Origin of the sequence: Mycobacterium saskatchewanense (assembly GCF_010729105.1) — a bacterium.
Lineage (GTDB): Bacteria > Actinomycetota > Actinomycetes > Mycobacteriales > Mycobacteriaceae > Mycobacterium > Mycobacterium saskatchewanense.
The window spans coordinates 4282276-4298893 of record NZ_AP022573.1 but is presented as its reverse complement, the minus strand read 5'-3'; the positions used below and the strand labels follow the sequence as shown (position 1 = coordinate 4298893).

At 73.2% G+C, this 16618-nt stretch carries 9 protein-coding genes and 1 pseudogene; 6 read left to right on the top strand and 4 right to left on the bottom strand.

Annotation, left to right across the window (positions count from 1 at the left end; translation table 11 throughout):
- Positions 1 to 27: 27 nt before the first annotated feature.
- Both dnaJ and G6N56_RS20220 read left to right on the top strand, forming a co-directional pair.
- Positions 28 to 1206 (top strand): molecular chaperone DnaJ, encoded by a 1179-nt coding sequence (gene dnaJ / locus G6N56_RS20225; RefSeq protein ID WP_085254541.1) that lies wholly within the window; start codon positions 28 to 30, stop codon positions 1204 to 1206.
- Entirely contained in the window at positions 1206 to 1601 is a 396-nt protein-coding gene (locus G6N56_RS20220) for a heat shock protein transcriptional repressor HspR (RefSeq protein ID WP_085254540.1), read from the top strand. The genes dnaJ and G6N56_RS20220 overlap by 1 nt, the downstream gene beginning before the upstream one ends.
- A 4-nt stretch (positions 1602 to 1605) precedes the next feature.
- Here the strand turns inward: G6N56_RS20220 and G6N56_RS20215 are convergent, their stop codons facing one another.
- The 4 genes and pseudogenes from G6N56_RS20215 to G6N56_RS20200 all read right to left on the bottom strand — a co-directional run bounded on the left by G6N56_RS20215 (position 1606) and on the right by G6N56_RS20200 (position 10801).
- Positions 1606 to 2496, bottom strand: coding sequence for an aldose 1-epimerase (locus G6N56_RS20215; protein ID WP_085254539.1), 891 nt, complete (start codon positions 2494 to 2496; stop codon positions 1606 to 1608).
- Positions 2497 to 2499: 3 nt separating this feature from the next.
- On the bottom strand, positions 2500 to 3654 hold the full coding sequence (locus G6N56_RS20210) for an FAD-binding oxidoreductase (RefSeq protein WP_085254538.1): 1155 nt from the start codon (positions 3652 to 3654) through the stop codon (positions 2500 to 2502).
- 27 nt (positions 3655 to 3681) lie between these two features.
- Positions 3682 to 3903: pseudogene (locus tag G6N56_RS20205) on the bottom strand (PE family protein); the annotation flags it as partial.
- Positions 3904 to 4102: 199 nt separating this feature from the next.
- Positions 4103 to 10801, bottom strand: a complete 6699-nt coding sequence (locus G6N56_RS20200; RefSeq protein ID WP_163645224.1) for a PE family protein — start codon at positions 10799 to 10801, stop codon at positions 4103 to 4105.
- A gap of 864 nt (positions 10802 to 11665) precedes the next feature.
- On the opposite strand from G6N56_RS20200, the gene G6N56_RS20195 reads away from it, so the two are divergent.
- The 4 genes from G6N56_RS20195 (at position 11666) to clpB (ending at position 16541) form a co-directional block, all read left to right on the top strand.
- A complete protein-coding gene (locus G6N56_RS20195; RefSeq protein ID WP_085257839.1) occupies positions 11666 to 12118 on the top strand; it encodes a helix-turn-helix domain-containing protein in 453 nt (150 codons plus the stop codon).
- Complete coding sequence (locus G6N56_RS20190; RefSeq protein WP_085257840.1) at positions 12105 to 12605, top strand: hypothetical protein; 501 nt, start codon at positions 12105 to 12107, stop codon at positions 12603 to 12605. Before G6N56_RS20195 ends, G6N56_RS20190 begins: the two co-directional genes overlap by 14 nt.
- The gene (locus G6N56_RS20185; RefSeq protein ID WP_085257841.1) at positions 12602 to 13846 is read left to right on the top strand and encodes a DUF6545 domain-containing protein; all 1245 of its coding nucleotides are present in this window, start codon (positions 12602 to 12604) and stop codon (positions 13844 to 13846) included. Before G6N56_RS20190 ends, G6N56_RS20185 begins: the two co-directional genes overlap by 4 nt.
- A 148-nt stretch (positions 13847 to 13994) precedes the next feature.
- Positions 13995 to 16541, top strand: a complete 2547-nt coding sequence (clpB, locus tag G6N56_RS20180) for an ATP-dependent chaperone ClpB (protein WP_085257842.1) — start codon at positions 13995 to 13997, stop codon at positions 16539 to 16541.
- The last annotated feature ends 77 nt before the right edge of the window (positions 16542 to 16618 follow it).

Below are 16618 nucleotides of genomic sequence, written 5' to 3'. Positions count from 1 at the left end.
CAGAAAGGTGAGAGGGGGTGACGCGACATGGCCCAGCGTGAATGGGTCGAAAAGGACTTCTATAAGGAGCTGGGCGTCTCCTCCGACGCCAGCCCGGAGGAGATCAAGCGCGCCTACCGCAAGCTGGCGCGCGACCTGCACCCCGACGCCAACCCCGACAACCCCGCCGCGGGCGAACGGTTCAAGGCCGTGTCCGAGGCGCACAACGTGTTGTCGGACCCGGCCAAGCGCAAGGAGTACGACGAGACGCGTCGGCTGTTCGCCGGCGGCCGCTTCGGTGGCGGCCGCCGGTTCGACGGCGGTGGCGGCTTCGGCGGGTTCGGCGGTGACGGTGCCGAGTTCAACCTGAACGACCTGTTCGACGCCGCCGGGCGAAGCGGCGGGGCCAACATCGGCGACCTGTTCGGCGGCCTGTTCGGCCGGGGCGCCGGGACCCGTCCCAGCCGGCCGCGGCGCGGCAACGACCTGGAGACCGAGACACAGCTGGACTTCGTCGAGGCCGCCAAGGGTGTCGCGATGCCGCTGCGGCTGACCAGCCCGGCGCCGTGCACCAACTGTCACGGTAGTGGCGCGCGTCCGGGCACCAGCCCGAAGGTGTGCCCGAGCTGCAACGGTTCCGGCGTGATCAACCGCAATCAGGGTGCGTTCGGCTTCTCCGAACCGTGCACCGACTGCCGGGGCAGCGGCTCGATCATCGAGCACCCCTGCGACGAGTGCAAGGGCACCGGCGTGACCACCCGCACGCGCACCATCAACGTGCGCATTCCGCCCGGCGTCGAGGACGGGCAGCGCATCCGGCTGCCCGGTCAGGGCGAAGCCGGCCTGCGCGGTGCCCCGTCCGGCGACCTGTACGTGACGGTGCACGTCCGGCCCGACAAGGTCTTCGGCCGCGACGGTGACGACCTGACGGTGACCGTTCCGGTCAGCTTCACCGAATTGGCTTTGGGCACAACGCTTTCGGTGCCGACGCTGGACGGCAAGGTCGGGGTCCGGGTGCCCAAGGGCACCGCCGACGGCCGCATCCTGCGGGTCCGCGGCCGCGGCGTGCCCAAGCGCAGCGGGGGCAGCGGGGACCTGCTGGTCACCGTGAAGGTGGCGGTGCCGCCCAACGTGGAGGGCGCCGCGCAGGAGGCCCTGGAGGCCTACGCGGCCGCCGAGCGGGCCAGTGGTTTCGATCCGCGAGCGGGATGGGCGGGTAATCGCTGATGGCAGGGAACCGCAGAGACTCGGACCGGGAAGAGTCCCGCACCTTCCTGATTTCGGTGGCGGCGGAACTGGCCGGCATGCACGCGCAGACCCTGCGCACCTATGACCGCCTCGGCCTGGTCAGCCCGCGCCGCACTTCCGGTGGGGGACGGCGCTATTCGGAGCACGACGTCGACCTGCTGCGCGAGGTGCAGAGGCTGTCCCAGGACGAGGGCGTCAACCTGGCCGGCATCAAGCGCATCATCGAGCTGACCAATCAGGTCGAGGCGCTGCAGTCGCGGGTCAAGGAGCTGACCGAGGAGTTGGCGCAGGTGCGGGCCGCCCAGCGCCGCGACCTCGCGGTGGTGCCCAAGAGCACCGCGCTCGTCGTGTGGCAGCCGCGCCGCGCGCGCTAGGCGATCACACGCGGATCGAGAATTGGGTGATCGCCGGCTCGCCCGGCGGCGCGCACCGGTAGCCGCCCCGGCGCAACGCGTCGGTGGGCGCGGTCATCGGCTCGAAGCACACCAGGTCCTCGCCGGGCGGAGCGAAGATCTGCGTGGCGGGATACCCGCGATCGAAGTGGACCTCGAGGCGCCGGCCGCCGCCGGACACGGCGAACACCGCGCCCTCGTCGACCCCGTCGTAGGCGTCATCGAAAGCCTTGTCGCCCAAGGCTTCCCGCATGGGTTCCTGGGCTTGCGACTCGCCGGTGGGCAGGCCGCGCTCGTCGAGCCCCAGATGCCGCAGGGGCGGCGTCTCGATCACCCACTCACGGCGCGGCAGGCCGGGGAGTTGTAGGTACGGGTGAAACCCGAAGCACAGCGGCACGGCGTGTTCGCCCGTCGCGGTGATCGTGGTGCGAATGGTCAACGCCCGCTCCGCCAGTCGCACGGCCACCGTCAGCAGGTGCGAATAGGGGAAACTGGCCAGCAGTTGCGGGTCGGCCCCGAAGTCCAGCTCGGCGGTCAGCTCGTTGCCCGACTCCGCCGTCACCCGCCAGCCCGGGTAGGCGGCCAGCACGCCGTGAATCGGCAGCCCGTTGGGGTCCGCGCGGACCCCGTTGCGGCCCGGCGTCAGCTCCACCGTCACGCCCTGCGCGGTATACGTGTTGGCGCCCAGCCGATTCGCCCACGGGTAGAGGATCGGGATGCCCATCGTCTTGCCCGCCGTGCGGTAGGCGTCCAGCCCGCGGCGTTGCCCGAGCAGCTGCGCGCCGGCGTCGGTGAGCGAGGTGCCGATCATGCCCGCGGTCGGGACGAATTGCGCGGCCACCTCCGACGCCGGGTCGGTCAGCGTGACGACGTCCATTGCCTACCTCCACAGGGGGTCGTGCTGAATGTGTTCGGGCGGTGCACCTTTGGCGATCAGGGCGGCCTTGGTGGCGCAGACCATGGCTGGGCCGCCGCAGATCAGGATCTGCCGGTCGCCCCAGCCGCCGTACTTGGTCACCACCTCGGGCAGCCGCCCGGTCTGGTGCACGTGCAGGCCGCGCGGCGGGGTGACGTCGGGGTAGTCGGCGGCCCACGCGGGGTCGCGGGCGTATTCCGAGACCGGCGACACCGAGAGCCACGGGTTGTGCGACGCCACCTGCCACAGGGTGGGCAGGTCGTGAAGCTCGCAGCGGTAGCGGGCGCCGTAGAACAGGTGCACCCGCGGGTTTTCGGCGTAGCGGCTCAGGTCCATGATCAGCGCCCGCAGCGGCGCCAGGCCGGTGCTGCCGGCGACCATCAGCACGTCGCCGCCGCCGCGGTCGACGCGGAGGCTGCCGTGCGGGCTGGACAGGCGCCACCGGTCGCCGGGGCGCGTCTCGTCGACGACGGCGGCGCTCACCAGTCCGCCGGGGACCCGGCGGACGTGGAACTCTATCCCGCCGTCCGGGTCCGCCGGGATCGCCGGGCTGAGGTAGCGCCAGCGGCGCGGGCACTGCGGGACGTGGACGTTGACGTACTGGCCGGGGTGGTAGTGCAGCGGCCGGTCCAGGTGCAGCCGCACCACCGCGAGGTCACGCGAGACGCGGTGGTGCTCGATCACCGTGCCGTCCCACCAGGCGGGCCCCTGCTCGGCGTCGGCGGCGCCCCGCATCAGGCCGGTGATCAGGTTGAGCGACTGTGTGGCGGCGGCGTCGACGGCGGGCGTCCACGCGTCACCCAGCCGGGTGCGCAGCGTCGCGTAGAGGGCGCGGTGCAACGTGTCGTAATGGCCCGGCTGCACACCGTATTTGCGATGATCCCGGCCCAGCTGGGCGAGAAAGGCGACGGGCTCCGCGGCGCGCTGCTCGACCAGCTCGCCGTAGACCCAGCGCATCGCCTGGGCGAAGGCCGCTCGCTGGGCGTCCAGTTCGGGCGGGAACAGGTCGCGCACCGAGACGTCGAGCGCGAACCAGTGCGTGTAGAAGCGGTGCACGAGCTCGCTGCCGGCGAAGGCGTTGCGCAGGACCTGCAACGCATCCCGGTCCTCCAAGCTCACGGACGCCGATTCTAGGCGCGGTCAGCCCTCCTGGACGGCGGTCGGGGTTGCGCTTACCGCCTGATACTGCTGGCCGTAGTTGCCGAACAGTTTCGCGATAGCCGCCGAAACTTCGTCGCCGTCCGCTGCCGCCAGCGCTGTCGTTGACGCTGCCGCGGTCGCGTTGGCCGCATTGATCGCCGACCCCACCGCGGCCAAGTCCCGCACCGCTGCCGACACGGCCTCCGGCGCTATCGATACAAATGACACCGTCATCACGAGTTCCCTGGGTCGCCCGCGCCGCCGGCACCGCCTCGACCGCCGGTGCCGCCCGTTCCGCCCGTTGTGCCGGTCCAACCGTTGCCGGGATTGCCGGCGCCCGGGCTGCCCCCGCCGCTCCCGGCGCCGTTGGGGCCCGGACCGCCGGTTCCGCCGGTTCCGCCGCTTCCGCCGTCGCCACCGATGCCGCCTACGCCGCCGCCCGTGGCGTCACCGCCGGTGCCGCCGGTGCCGCCGATACCGCCGGTGCCGCCGGTCCCGCCGGTGCCGGTGCCATCGCCCGCGGTTCCGCCGGTTCCGCCCAGGCCGCCGTTGCCGCCGCTACCGGCGTGACCGCCGTCGCCGCCGCCGCTGGAACCGACGACGGTGCCGCCGTCCCCGCCGTCGCCGCCGGTCCCACCGGCCCGCCGGTGCCGCCGACTTGGCCCGTCCCCCCGAAGCCGTCCTGGTTCACAGTGCCGGCTTGACCACCCTGACCGCCCGTGCCCGCGTTTCCGCCGACGCCACCGTTGCCGCCGAAGTCTCCGCCAGTACCCCCTATCCCGCCGTCGCCGCCGGTACCGCCGACCCCCCCGACGCCCCCGCTGGGGCCGTCCCCGTCGTTGCCGCCTTGCCCGGCCAGGCCGCCCTGGCCACCCTGCCCACCGGTTCCGCCAGGTCCGGTGCCACTTCCGCCCTGGCCGCCCGCGCCGCCGACACCGCCGGTTCCGCCCTGGCCGCCTTGGGCCCCGTCGAAACCGCCGCCGTAGGGAGTGCCTTCGCCTCCGTTGCCGGCGGTGCCGCCCTGGCCGCCTTCTCCGCCCTGGCCGCCCCGTCCGCCGCCGACGCCGTCGATGCCGGCGCCACCGGCGCCACCGACGCCGCCCGCACCCCCGGCGCCACCCTTGCCGCCGGGGGCGGCCGCGCCGGACGCGTCAGAGTCGTAACCCGTGGCGCCGCTGCCGCCTTGTCCGCCCTCTCCGGCCGTGCCGCCCACACCGCCGGTGCCGTTGGCGCCGCCGTCGGTACCGGCCCCGGCGGCTCCGCCCGCACCGCCGATGCCACCCTGACCGCCCTCGGCGCCCTCGCCGGAATCGCCGTTGAAATGGGCGGTGCCCGTGTTGGAGCCGCCGTCGCCACCAAGACCGCCTTGCCCGCCTTGCCCGCCTTGGCCGCCCGCGCCGCCGCCGACGCCGTTGAAGCCCGAACCACCGTCGCCCCCGGGTCCGCCCTGGCCGCCCCGGCCGCCAGGATTGCCGGCGGTGGGGGAGTCACCGTTCGAGCCGTTGGTGCCGATTCCGCCGTTGCCGCCTTGCCCCCCCTGGCCGCCAACACCGCCGGTGCCGAGGCCGCCTGCCGCCCCGCCGTCGACCCCGCTGCCGCCCGGGCCGGCGGCGCCTCCGGTGCCGCCCTGCCCGCCGTCGGCGCCGGTGCCGCCGCCAAGGCCTTCGTAATTGCCGCCGGTGCCGCCGGTGCCGCCGGTGCCACCGAGCCCGCCTTGGCCGCCCGCGCCGCCGCCGACGCCGTCAACGCCTAAGCCACCCGAGCCGCCTTGCCCGCCGATGCCGCCCTGGCCGCCCTGGCCGCCGTCGGTGGGATCGTCCAACGAGTTGGAGCCGTCGGTACCGGCCGCCCCTTGGCCGCCCTGGCCTCCGGTGCCGCCGTTGCCGGCGGTGCCGGTGGCGCCTTGGGTGGAGCCGTTTCCGCCGAGCCCGGCGTTGCCGCCCTGGCCGCCGGTGCCGCCCTGGGCGCCTTGGCCGTCGTTGGTGCCGGTGATGCCGGTGCCGCCTTGGCCGCCCTGTCCGCCGTTGCCGCCTTGTCCGCCGGTGCCGCCGGTGCCTTGGTGGCCGGCGGTGCCGCCGTGGGCGTTGCCGGCTGCTCCGCCGTCGCCGCCGGTGCCGCCCTGGCCGCCTTGTCCGCCTTGGCCGCCCTGGGTGCCGGCCGCGGCGACGGTGGTGTTGTCGGTGCCGGTGGCGCCAGTCCCGCCGACCCCGCCGGTGCCGCCGTCGCCGGCGGTCCCCGCCGCGCCGGTGACACTGCCGTTTCCGCCGAGTCCGGCGTCGCCGCCCTGGCCGCCGGTGCCGCCTTGGGCGCCTTGGCCGTTGTTGACGCCGGTGATGCCGGCGCCGCCTTGGCCGCCCTGTCCGCCGTTGCCGCCGTTGCCTCCGCTGCCGCCGGTGCCTTGCTGGCCGGCGGTGCCGCCGTGGGCGTTGCCGGCTGCTCCGCCGTCGCCGCCGATCCCGCCGCTGCCGCCTTGTCCGCCTTGTCCGCCTTGGGTGCCGGCCGCTGCGACGGTGGTGTTGTCGGTGCCGGTAGCCCCGGTCCCGCCGGCGCCGCCTTGGCCGCCGTCGCCGGCCGCGCCGGTGGCGCCTTGAGTGGAGCCGGTGCCGCCGAGTCCGGCGTCGCCGCCCGTGCCGCCGGTGCCGCCATGGGTTCCTTGGCCGTTGTTGACGCCGGTGATGCCGGTGCCGCCTTGGCCGCCCTGGCCGCCTTGTCCGCCGGTGCCACCGGTGCCGCCGGCGCCCTGAATGCCGCCGGTGCCGCCGTGGGCGTTGCCGGCGGCCCCGCCGTCGCCGCCCACCCCGCCGCTGCCGCCTTGTCCGCCTTGGGTGCCACCACCGAGGACGGAGGCGCCGTCGGTGCCCGTAACTCCGGTGCCGCCGGTGCCGCCCTGGCCGCCGTCGCCGGCGGTGCCGGTGGCGCCTTGGGTGGAGCCGGTGCCGCCGAGTCCGGCGTCGCCGCCCGTGCCGCCGGTGCCGCCTTGGGCGCCTTGGCCGTTGTTGACGCCGGTGATGCCGGTGCCGCCTTGGCCGCCCTGGCCGCCGTTGCCGCCTTGTCCGCCGGTGCCGCCGGCGCCTTGCTGGCCGCCGGTGCCGCCGTGGGCGTTGCCGGCGGTGCCGCCGTCGCCGCCGATCCCGCCTTGTCCGCCTTGTCCGCCTTGGCCGCCCTGGGTGCCGGCCGCGGCGACGGTGGTGTTGTCGGTTCCGGTGGCGCCCGTCCCGCCGACCCCGCCGGTACCGCCGTCGCCGGCGGTCCCCGCCGCGCCGGTGACACTGCCGTTTCCGCCGAGTCCGGCGTCGCCGCCCTGGCCGCCGGTGCCGCCCTGGGCGCCTTGACCGTCGTTGGTGCCGGTGATGCCGGTGCCGCCTTGGCCGCCCTGGCCGCCGCTGCCGCCTTGTCCGCCGGTGCCGCCGGTGCCTTGCTGGCCGGCGGTGCCGCCGTGGGCGTTGCCGGCTGCTCCGCCGTCGCCGCCGGTGCCGCCCTGGCCGCCGGCGCCGCCCTGCCCACCCTGGGTGCCGGCCGCGGCGACGGTGGTGTTGTCGGTGCCGGTGGCGCCAGTCCCGCCGACCCCGCCGGTGCCGCCGTCGCCGGCGGTCCCCGCCGCGCCGGTGACACTGCCGTTTCCGCCGAATCCGGCGTCGCCGCCCTGGCCGCCGGTGCCGCCCTGGGCGCCTTGGCCGTCGTTGGTGCCGGTGATGCCGGCGCCGCCTTGGCCGCCCTGTCCGCCGCTGCCGCCTTGTCCGCCGGTGCCGCCGGTGCCTTGCTGGCCGGCGGTGCCGCCGTGGGCGTTGCCGGCTGCTCCGCCGTCGCCGCCCACCCCGCCGCTGCCGCCTTGTCCGCCTTGTCCGCCTTGGGTGCCGGCCGCGGCGACGGTGGTGTTGTCGGTTCCGGTGGCGCCCGTCCCGCCGACCCCGCCGGTGCCGCCGTCGCCGGCGGTCCCCGCATTGCCTTGGGTGGAGCCGTTTCCGCCGAGTCCGGCGTCGCCGCCCGTGCCGCCGGTGCCGCCTTGGGCGCCTTGGCCGTCGTTGGTGCCGGCGATGCCGGCACCGCCTTGGCCGCCCTGGCCCCCGATCCCGCCCGTCCCGCCGGTGCCGCCGGCGCCCTGAATGCCGGCCGTGCCGCCGTGGGCGTTGCCGGCTGCTCCGCCGTCGCCGCCGATCCCGCCGCTGCCGCCTTGTCCGCCTTGGCCGCCCTGGGTGCCGGCCCCGGCGACGGTGGTGTTGTCGGTACCCGCTACTCCAGTGCCGCCGTTTCCGCCCTGGCCGCCGTTACCGGCGGTCCCCACATTGCCTTGGGTGGAGCCGTTTCCGCCGAGTCCGGCATCGCCGCCCGTACCACCGGTGCCGCCCCGGGCGCCTTGACCGTCGTTTAGCCCGGTGATTCCGGTGCCGCCCTGTCCGCCCTGGCCGCCTTGTCCGCCAGTGCCGCCGTCGCCGCCGGACCCCTGGTGGCCGGCCGTTCCGCCGTTGGCGTTGCCGGCGGCCCCGCCGTCGCCGCCAGTCCCACCGTGTCCTCCGGTGCCGCCCTGGTCGCCTTGCAGACCCGCGCCGGCGGTGGTTGCGTCGGTGCCGGTAGCCCCGGTGCCGCCAATACCTCCGGTGCCCCCGTTGCCGGCCGTACCGGCGGTGCCTTGGGTGGAGCCGGTGCCGCCGAGTCCCGCAGCGCCGCCCTGGCCGCCGGTGCCGCCTTGGGCGCCTTGGCCGTTGTCGACGCCGGTGATTCCTGTGCCGCCTTGGCCGCCCTGTCCGCCGTTGCCGCCGTTGCCTCCGCTGCCGCCGGTGCCTTGGTGGCCGGCGGTGCCGCCGTGGGCGTTGCCGGCTGCGCCGCCGTCGCCGCCGGTGCCGCCCTGGCCGCCTTGTCCGCCTTGGCCGCCCTGGGTGCCTGCCGCGGCGACGGTGGTGTTGTCGGTCCCGGTGGCGCCCGTCCCGCCGACCCCGCCGGTGCCGCCGTCGCCGGCCGTGCCCGCGTTGCCTTGGGTGGAGCCGGTGCCGCCGATGCCGGCGGCGCCGCCCTGGCCGCCGGTGCCGCCTTGGGCGCCTTGGCCGTTGCTGGTGCCGGTGATTCCGGTGCCGCCTTGGCCGCCCTGGCCGCCTTGTCCGCCGGTGCCGCCGACGCCGCCGGCGCCTTGCTGGCCGGCGGTGCCGCCGTTGGCGGCACCGGCTGCCCCGCCGTCGCCGCCGTCGCCGCCCTGGCCGCCGGCGCCGCCCTGCCCACCCTGGGTGCCTGCCGCGGCGACGGTGGTGTTGTCGGTCCCGGTCGCGCCCGTCCCGCCGACCCCGCCGGTGCCGCCGTCGCCGGCCGTGCCCGCGTTGCCTTGGGTGGAGCCGGTGCCGCCGATGCCGGCGGCGCCGCCGGTGCCGCCGACGCCGCCTTGGGCGCCTTGGCCGCTGTTGACGCCCGCGATGCCGGTCCCGCCCTGGCCGCCCTGGCCGCCTTGTCCGCCGGTGCCGCCGACGCCGCCGATTCCTTGGTGGCCGGCGGTGCCGCCGTTGGCGGCACCGGCCGCCCCACCCTGGCCGCCGGTGCCGCCGGCGCTGCCTTGCCCGCCCTGGGCGCCGGCAGTGCCGGGCGCTGCGACGGTGGTGTTGTCGGCGCCGGCCGCGCCCGTGCCTCCCGCGCCACCCTGGCCGCCGTCGCCGGCTACGCCCGCCACGCCGGCGACCCGGCCGGCTCCGCCCAGTCCGGCGGCGCCGCCGGTGCCTCCGGTGCCGCCGCTGCCACCCTGGCCGTTGTCGACACCGACGACGCCCGTGCCGCCGCGCCCACCGAGTCCGCCCACACCGCCGGTGCCACCCTGGCCGCCCGCGCCCTGGATCGCGCCCTCGCCGCCGCCCAGACCGCCGACGCCACCCGCCCCACCAGCGAAGCCGGTGCCACCGGAACCCGCGACGGCGTCGGCCCCGGCCGCACCGGCCCCACCTGTGCCGCCCGTTCCCCCCTGACCGCCGATGCCCGCACCGCCCCCAGTGCCGCTGCTGCTCAAGTATTGGCCGGCGGCCCCGCCCGCCCCGCCGACACCTGGAGCGCCGCCGGTGCCACCCGCCCCGCCGGTGCCGCCGATGCCGGCCAGACCGGCGATGCTCCCGTCGGCACCGGTACCGCCGGTGCCGCCCACGCCACCGTTGCCGCCCATCCCGCCGTGCCCGCCGGCGCCGAACAGCAACGCGCCTTGGCCACCGGTCCCGCCGGCGCCGCCGGCGCCACCGGTCCCGCCCGCGCCGCCGAGCCCGTTACCCAGCGCGGTGCCGTTGCCGCCAGTGCCGCCGTAACCGCCCGACCCGCCGTTGCCGCCCGCGCCACCGCCGCCGAACAACGAGCCCGGTCCGCCGGCGCCGCCGGGGCCGCCCGCGCCGGCGGGGCCGCTGGGACCAGCGTCGCTACCGGTGCCGCCCGCGCCGCCAGCCCCGCCGGTGCCGAACAGCAATTCGGCCCGGCCGCCGGTGCCCCCGGCGCCCCCGCCGAAGCCACCGGTGCCGCCGTCTCCGCCGCCGCCCACCAGCCACCCGCCCATACCGCCGGCTCCGCCGGTGCCCCCGCCGGTTCCACCGGTGCCTCCGGCTCCACCCCACCCGAGCAGCAATCCGGCGTGACCGCCGGCGCCGCCCGCGGCTCCGAAAGCCCCGCCCGCTCCGCCGGCCCCACCGTTGCCCCACAATCCCGCCGACCCGCCCGCACCACCGGGCTGGCCCGGACCACCGGGCGCTCCGTTACCACCATTTCCGAACAACAGACCGCCGTTGCCGCCGTTACCTCCCGGCGTCGACGCGTTGGCGCCGTTGCCAATCAGCGGGAACCCAATCAGCGCCTCGGTCGGCGCATTGATTGCGTTGAGCAGAGCCTGCCCGGCATTGGCCGCCTCGGTCGTCAGATATGCCTCGGCTCCGCCATTCACGGATTGCGCGAAGATGTCCTGAAGCGTCGCCGCACGTTCGATCAGCGCCTGTCGTTCCTGGGCGTATCCGCCGAACAACTCAGCAATACGCACCGAGATCTCGTCGCTGCCCGCGGCCACAATCTGAGTCGTTGAGACTGCCGCAGCGGTGTTCGCCGCCCGAACAGCCGAAACCACCCGCGCGAGATCCTGCGAAGCTGCTGTCATGGTCTCCGGGGAAACCAACACGAACGACATCACGCCGAACTCCGTGGCCTAGCGGAAGGGGCCACCCGATACGACAAATTCGCCATCGTCTATTGCGCCGGCGCAGTCTTTCCGGCCCTCGCTATCCGCCTGGCCGATCGATCGGAAGTGCCGAGGTCTTCACGCCGTCGTAGCTGGTGGCCTGTCATTGGCGCCAGTCGATGACCCGCCCGCTCAGCGTCGCCGGATCGGGTTGCCTTGACGGCTGAAATCGGCTCGGGCATAGCCGTTTTAGAGGTCACCTAATACTCCTGAGAATCGTTTCGCGCTCTGACCCGGGCACGGGCCAGCGGCTTGATCCATGAAACGCGAATTCACTGCGGCTTGAGCTGCCAGATCATGCGGAAATAGTCGCGCGCGCGCACTATCCGGAATTCCGATAGTCGGGTTGCTTTACGCTGCGGATGGTTCGGCGCGATGAGGGTGGACGCTTATTTTTGAGACGATAAGAATTCTGGGCTTCCCCCATCTCCGGGAAATGGCGCGGCCTGCCGTCTTCGCGTGACTGATTCCGCATCTGGCCGGAGCCGCTCGGCACAACCGAATATACCGGTATGCGTCGTCGTCGGCAACATAAACTGAGATAAATATGTCGTGCGGCGCGGAGCGCGTCGGCATACCGAAGCTCCCGGAACTGTGACCTGGGGTCTCCCCGGTCCGCGGGCAGTCCGACAATGCCCGGTGCGGCGGCTTCCGCCGGCCGGGCATGCGATCTGGTCTCGGGGCGATCACCCTGTCCCGCTTGACACCGGACACCGGTCTCGAGGCCCCCGGCGGCCGATTCACCGTTAACATGGGTGGACGCGGGTGGGAGCGCCTGTGAACGGAGGTATCGTGACCCGGGATCGTGCCGCCATGGAGAGTCAGGTGTCCACGACGGATTTGGCGGTCAAGCTCAACAAGCTGTTCGAGGTCATGCACAGCCCGTCGGAGCCGGCGCTGTCGAATGCCGCCGCTGCCGAGGCGATTACGGAAAAGACCGGTGTCTCGATCAGCCCGGCGTACTTGTGGCAGCTTCGCAGCGGGCTGAAAACCAACCCGACGGTGGCGCATCTGCGTGCGATCGCGGAGTTCTTCGGTGTGTCGGCGTCGTATTTGATCGACGCCGGGGTCGACGAACACCTCGAGGCGCAGCTGGATCTGTTGCAGGCACTGCGGGATGCGGGGGTGCGGGATCTGGCCATGCGCGCTTCCGGGCTGACGGATGCTGCCCTCACTAATTTGGCGGCGATGGTCGACCATGTCCGCGAGCTGGAGAAGCTGCCTCCACTCGCCCCGGCGCCTCGGGGCGGAGATGACCACGTCTGACGCTGAGCTGCAGGCGCTGGCCCGCCGGATGCCGATCCCTGTCCCGTGGGACCGTCATCAGTTCGTGGACAACGTGGCCCGGATGCGGGGCCGACCGATTCGGCTGGTACCAACGCCCACTCCGGCGTTGGCCGGTAGCCCGTGCGGGTTGTGGTTGAAGCGCGACGCCGACGATGTCATCGTCCACGCGATCGGCACCTCCGAGTACCACATGGACCAGATCGTCTGCCACGAAGTTGGGCACATGGTTCTCGGTCACGACCAATCCCGCGCCGGCGGCCCGCCTGGCTTGCCGCACGACCATCTGAGCAGCACGCTGCTGCCCGACCTCGATCCGGCCGCCGTGCGCGCGGTGTTGGGTCGCACCGACTACGCCAGTGCCCAGGAACGCGCCGCCGAAACCTTCGCCTCCATGCTGATGATTGCCGCCGCCGACGCCGGTGCGCAACGCTCCGTCATGCGCAGCGTGTTCTTCCGCTCCCGATGACCAGCACCGTGCCCCCGGCGGTCGCTTGGCCGCTGATCCTGTTCATGGCGATCGTCGTGGTCACGCGCTACGTGGGGTTCAACACGAATCTTTATGACGCGTACCTCAACAACACCCTGGCGACCTTGCTGCTGGCCCAGCTATTGCGCGAACACGCTGTCGAACAATTGCTGTCGGATGCTGCGCTGATCACCGCCACCACGGCACAGCAATTGGCAGTGGTCGCCCTGATCTTCGGCAGCGTGGAATTCATCGGTTTCACCATGATGTGGGCAGGGCTATCTGGACCCGACATGCGCCGCCGCCATCGCTACTACCGTTGTGCGGCAGCGCTATTGGCGTTCGGCTATCTCGTCGCGGCAACGCGAGCCCGGGTCGCGGCAAAGCCCGTCGAAATTTCCGGCGGGTGGGACGGGGTGCTCGCCTACGGTTTCTACTCGACGATGTTCCTCGTGTTGGTCGTTCAGCTGATGCGACTGAGCATCGGGGAACTCGCGCGCGCGGGTGCGCCGCGCCGCGAGCGCCTCATCGCCGCCCTGGGGGTGGTATTGGCGGTGGCAATCGGGTGGGTCACCGTGGAATCGTTGCTGCTGCTGGTTTTCGAACAGCTCGGGTGGCTGCACACCAGCGCGTACCGGGTCAAGGTCCACGGCGTGTATTTCTTCTGGGAAGCCGTCGGTTGCGCCGCGCTCGCCGCGGTCCCGTGCGCGCTCGCGATCATCGCCCGTGTCGGGTTGGATCCCGTCAGCCGACAATGGCGCAAACTGCAGCCGCTGCGGCACGGCCTGCGACAGGCCTTACCGCAGAACGCTTTTGACCCGCAGGACAGCGGTACCCGGTACCGGAAATCCGCCCTGCAGCTCCATCAGGCCGTCGTTGAAATTCGGGACCTGATCTTGCAGCTACGGCCACACTTTCGCGACATCCCCCCGCGGCAAGTTGAGCAATTCGTCGCGGCGCATTCCGTCCCCGCGGCTGATCGCGACACCGCGATCCTGGCCCTGCAACTAGCCCACGCGGCCGACGCCAAAGCATCGGGAACCACCCCGCAACGAGCCGATGCGACCCACATCGCCACCTCCCGTGCGACGACTCTCGAGCAGGAGGCCCGCGAACTGGTGTCGCTGGCCAAGTGGTGGACTCCTGCCGCGGCTGCGGTCACCGCCACCCGATCATCCGCCGGCGGGCCGCCGAGGCCCGTCAACCGCAAGGGTGTGCTGTCCAGCGGTGAGCAGCGCTGACCGGCTCGCCTCCCGGCGGCGTTGGCGGGTGACCCGATGAACAAATGACCCGATGCCAAACTTGGTTGGACTTGAGCGGAACACACTCAACCTTGACGGCGTTGAACAACCCGACCACCATTTTTCCCACAACCCGAACGGAGGTGTCGTGGACTCTTTCAACCCGACCACCAAGACCCAGGCGGCGCTGACCTCGGCCCTTCAGGCGGCCTCGGCCGCCGGTAACCCCGAGATCCGGCCCGCTCACCTGCTGTTGGCGCTGCTGACGCAGAACGAGGGAATCGCCGCGCCGCTGCTGGAGGCGGTCGGCGTCGAGCCCGCCACCATCCGCGCCGAAGCCCAGCGCCTGCTGGACCGGCTGCCGCAGACCAGCGGCGCCAGCTCGCAACCGCAGCTGTCGCGCGAATCGCTGGCCGCGATCACCACCGCCCAGCAGCTCGCCACCGAGATGGACGACGAGTACGTCTCCACCGAGCACCTGATGGTCGGGCTGGCCACCGGCGACTCCGATGTCGCCAAGCTCCTGACCGGACACGGCGCGTCGCCGCAGGCCCTGCGGGAGGCGTTCGTCAAGGTCCGCGGCAGCGCCCGCGTCACCAGCCCCGAGCCCGAGGCCACCTACCAGGCGCTGGAGAAGTACTCCACCGACCTGACCGCCCGGGCCCGCGAGGGCAAGCTCGACCCGGTGATCGGGCGGGACAACGAGATCCGCCGCGTCGTCCAGGTGTTGAGCCGCCGCACCAAGAACAACCCGGTGCTGATCGGCGAGCCCGGCGTCGGCAAGACCGCGATCGTGGAGGGCCTGGCCCAGCGCATCGTCGCCGGCGACGTGCCCGAAAGCCTTCGCGACAAGACCGTCATCAGCCTGGACCTGGGCTCGATGGTGGCCGGGGCGAAGTACCGCGGGGAGTTCGAGGAGCGGCTCAAGGCCGTCCTCGACGACATCAAGAACTCCGCCGGGCAGATCATCACCTTCATCGACGAGCTGCACACCATCGTCGGCGCCGGCGCGACCGGCGAGGGCGCCATGGACGCCGGCAACATGATCAAGCCGATGCTGGCCCGCGGCGAGCTGCGCCTGGTCGGCGCCACCACGCTCGACGAGTACCGCAAGTACATCGAGAAGGACGCGGCCCTCGAGCGCCGCTTCCAGCAGGTGCTGGTCGGCGAGCCGTCGGTCGAGGACACCGTCGGCATCCTGCGCGGGCTCAAGGACCGCTACGAGGTGCACCACGGCGTGCGGATCACCGACTCGGCCCTGGTGGCCGCGGCCACGCTGTCCGATCGCTACATCACCGCCCGCTTCCTGCCGGACAAGGCCATCGACCTGGTCGACGAGGCCGCCAGTCGGCTGAAGATGGAGATCGACTCCCGGCCCGTCGAGATCGACGAGGTCGAGCGCCTCGTGCGCCGCCTCGAGATCGAGGAGATGGCGCTCGCCAAGGAGGAGGACGAGGCGTCCAAGGAGCGGCTGGAGAAGCTGCGCTCGGAGCTGGCCGACAAGAAGGAACAGCTCGCCGAGCTCACCACCCGCTGGCAGAACGAGAAGAACGCGATCGACGTCGTCCGCGAGCTCAAGGAGCAGCTGGAGACCCTGCGCGGGGAGTCGGAGCGCGCCGAGCGCGACGGCGACCTGGCCAAGGCCGCCGAGCTGCGCTACGGACGCATCCCCGAGGTCGAGAAGAAGCTCGACGCCGCGCTGCCCCAGGCCGAGGCCCGGGAGAACGTCATGCTCAAGGAGGAGGTCGGACCCGACGACATCGCCGAGGTGGTGTCGGCGTGGACCGGCATCCCCGCCGGACGGATGCTCGAGGGCGAGACCGCCAAGCTGCTGCGCATGGAGGAGGAGCTGGGCAAGCGCGTCATCGGGCAGCGCAAGGCCGTGCAGGCGGTGTCCGACGCCGTGCGCCGGTCCCGGGCCGGCGTCGCCGACCCGAACCGGCCGACCGGGTCGTTCATGTTCCTGGGCCCGACCGGCGTCGGCAAGACCGAGCTGGCCAAGGCGCTGGCGGAGTTCCTGTTCGACGACGAGCGCGCGATGGTCCGCATCGACATGAGCGAGTACGGCGAGAAGCACTCGGTCGCCCGCCTGGTCGGTGCGCCCCCGGGCTACATCGGCTACGACCAGGGCGGCCAGCTCACCGAGGCGGTGCGCCGGCGCCCCTACACGGTGATCCTGTTCGACGAGATCGAAAAGGCGCACCCGGACGTGTTCGACGTGCTGCTGCAGGTGCTCGACGAGGGCCGCCTGACCGACGGGCAGGGCCGCACGGTCGACTTCCGCAACACCATCCTGATCCTGACGTCCAACCTCGGGTCGGGCGGCAGCGAGGAGCAGGTGATGGCCGCGGTGCGCTCGGCGTTCAAGCCGGAGTTCATCAACCGCCTCGACGACGTGATCATCTTCCACGGCCTCGAGCCCGGTGAGCTGGTGTCGATCGTCGACATCCAGCTGGCCCAGCTGCAGAAGCGGCTGGCGCAGCGCCGCCTCACGCTGGAGGTGTCGCTCCCGGCCAAGCAGTGGCTGGCGCAGCGCGGATTCGACCCGGTCTACGGCGCACGGCCGCTGCGGCGGCTGGTGCAGCAGGCCATCGGCGACCAGCTCGCGAAGCTCCTGCTGGCCGGCGACGTGCACGACGGCGACACGGTTCCGGTGAACGTCAGCCCCGACGGTGACTCGCTGATCCTGGGCTGAATCCCTCGAACCGGTTAAGGGGGGACCGTCCCGCCGCTGTAACTGGGTTGTGACCGGCCGGGCTTCGGTGTTCCGGC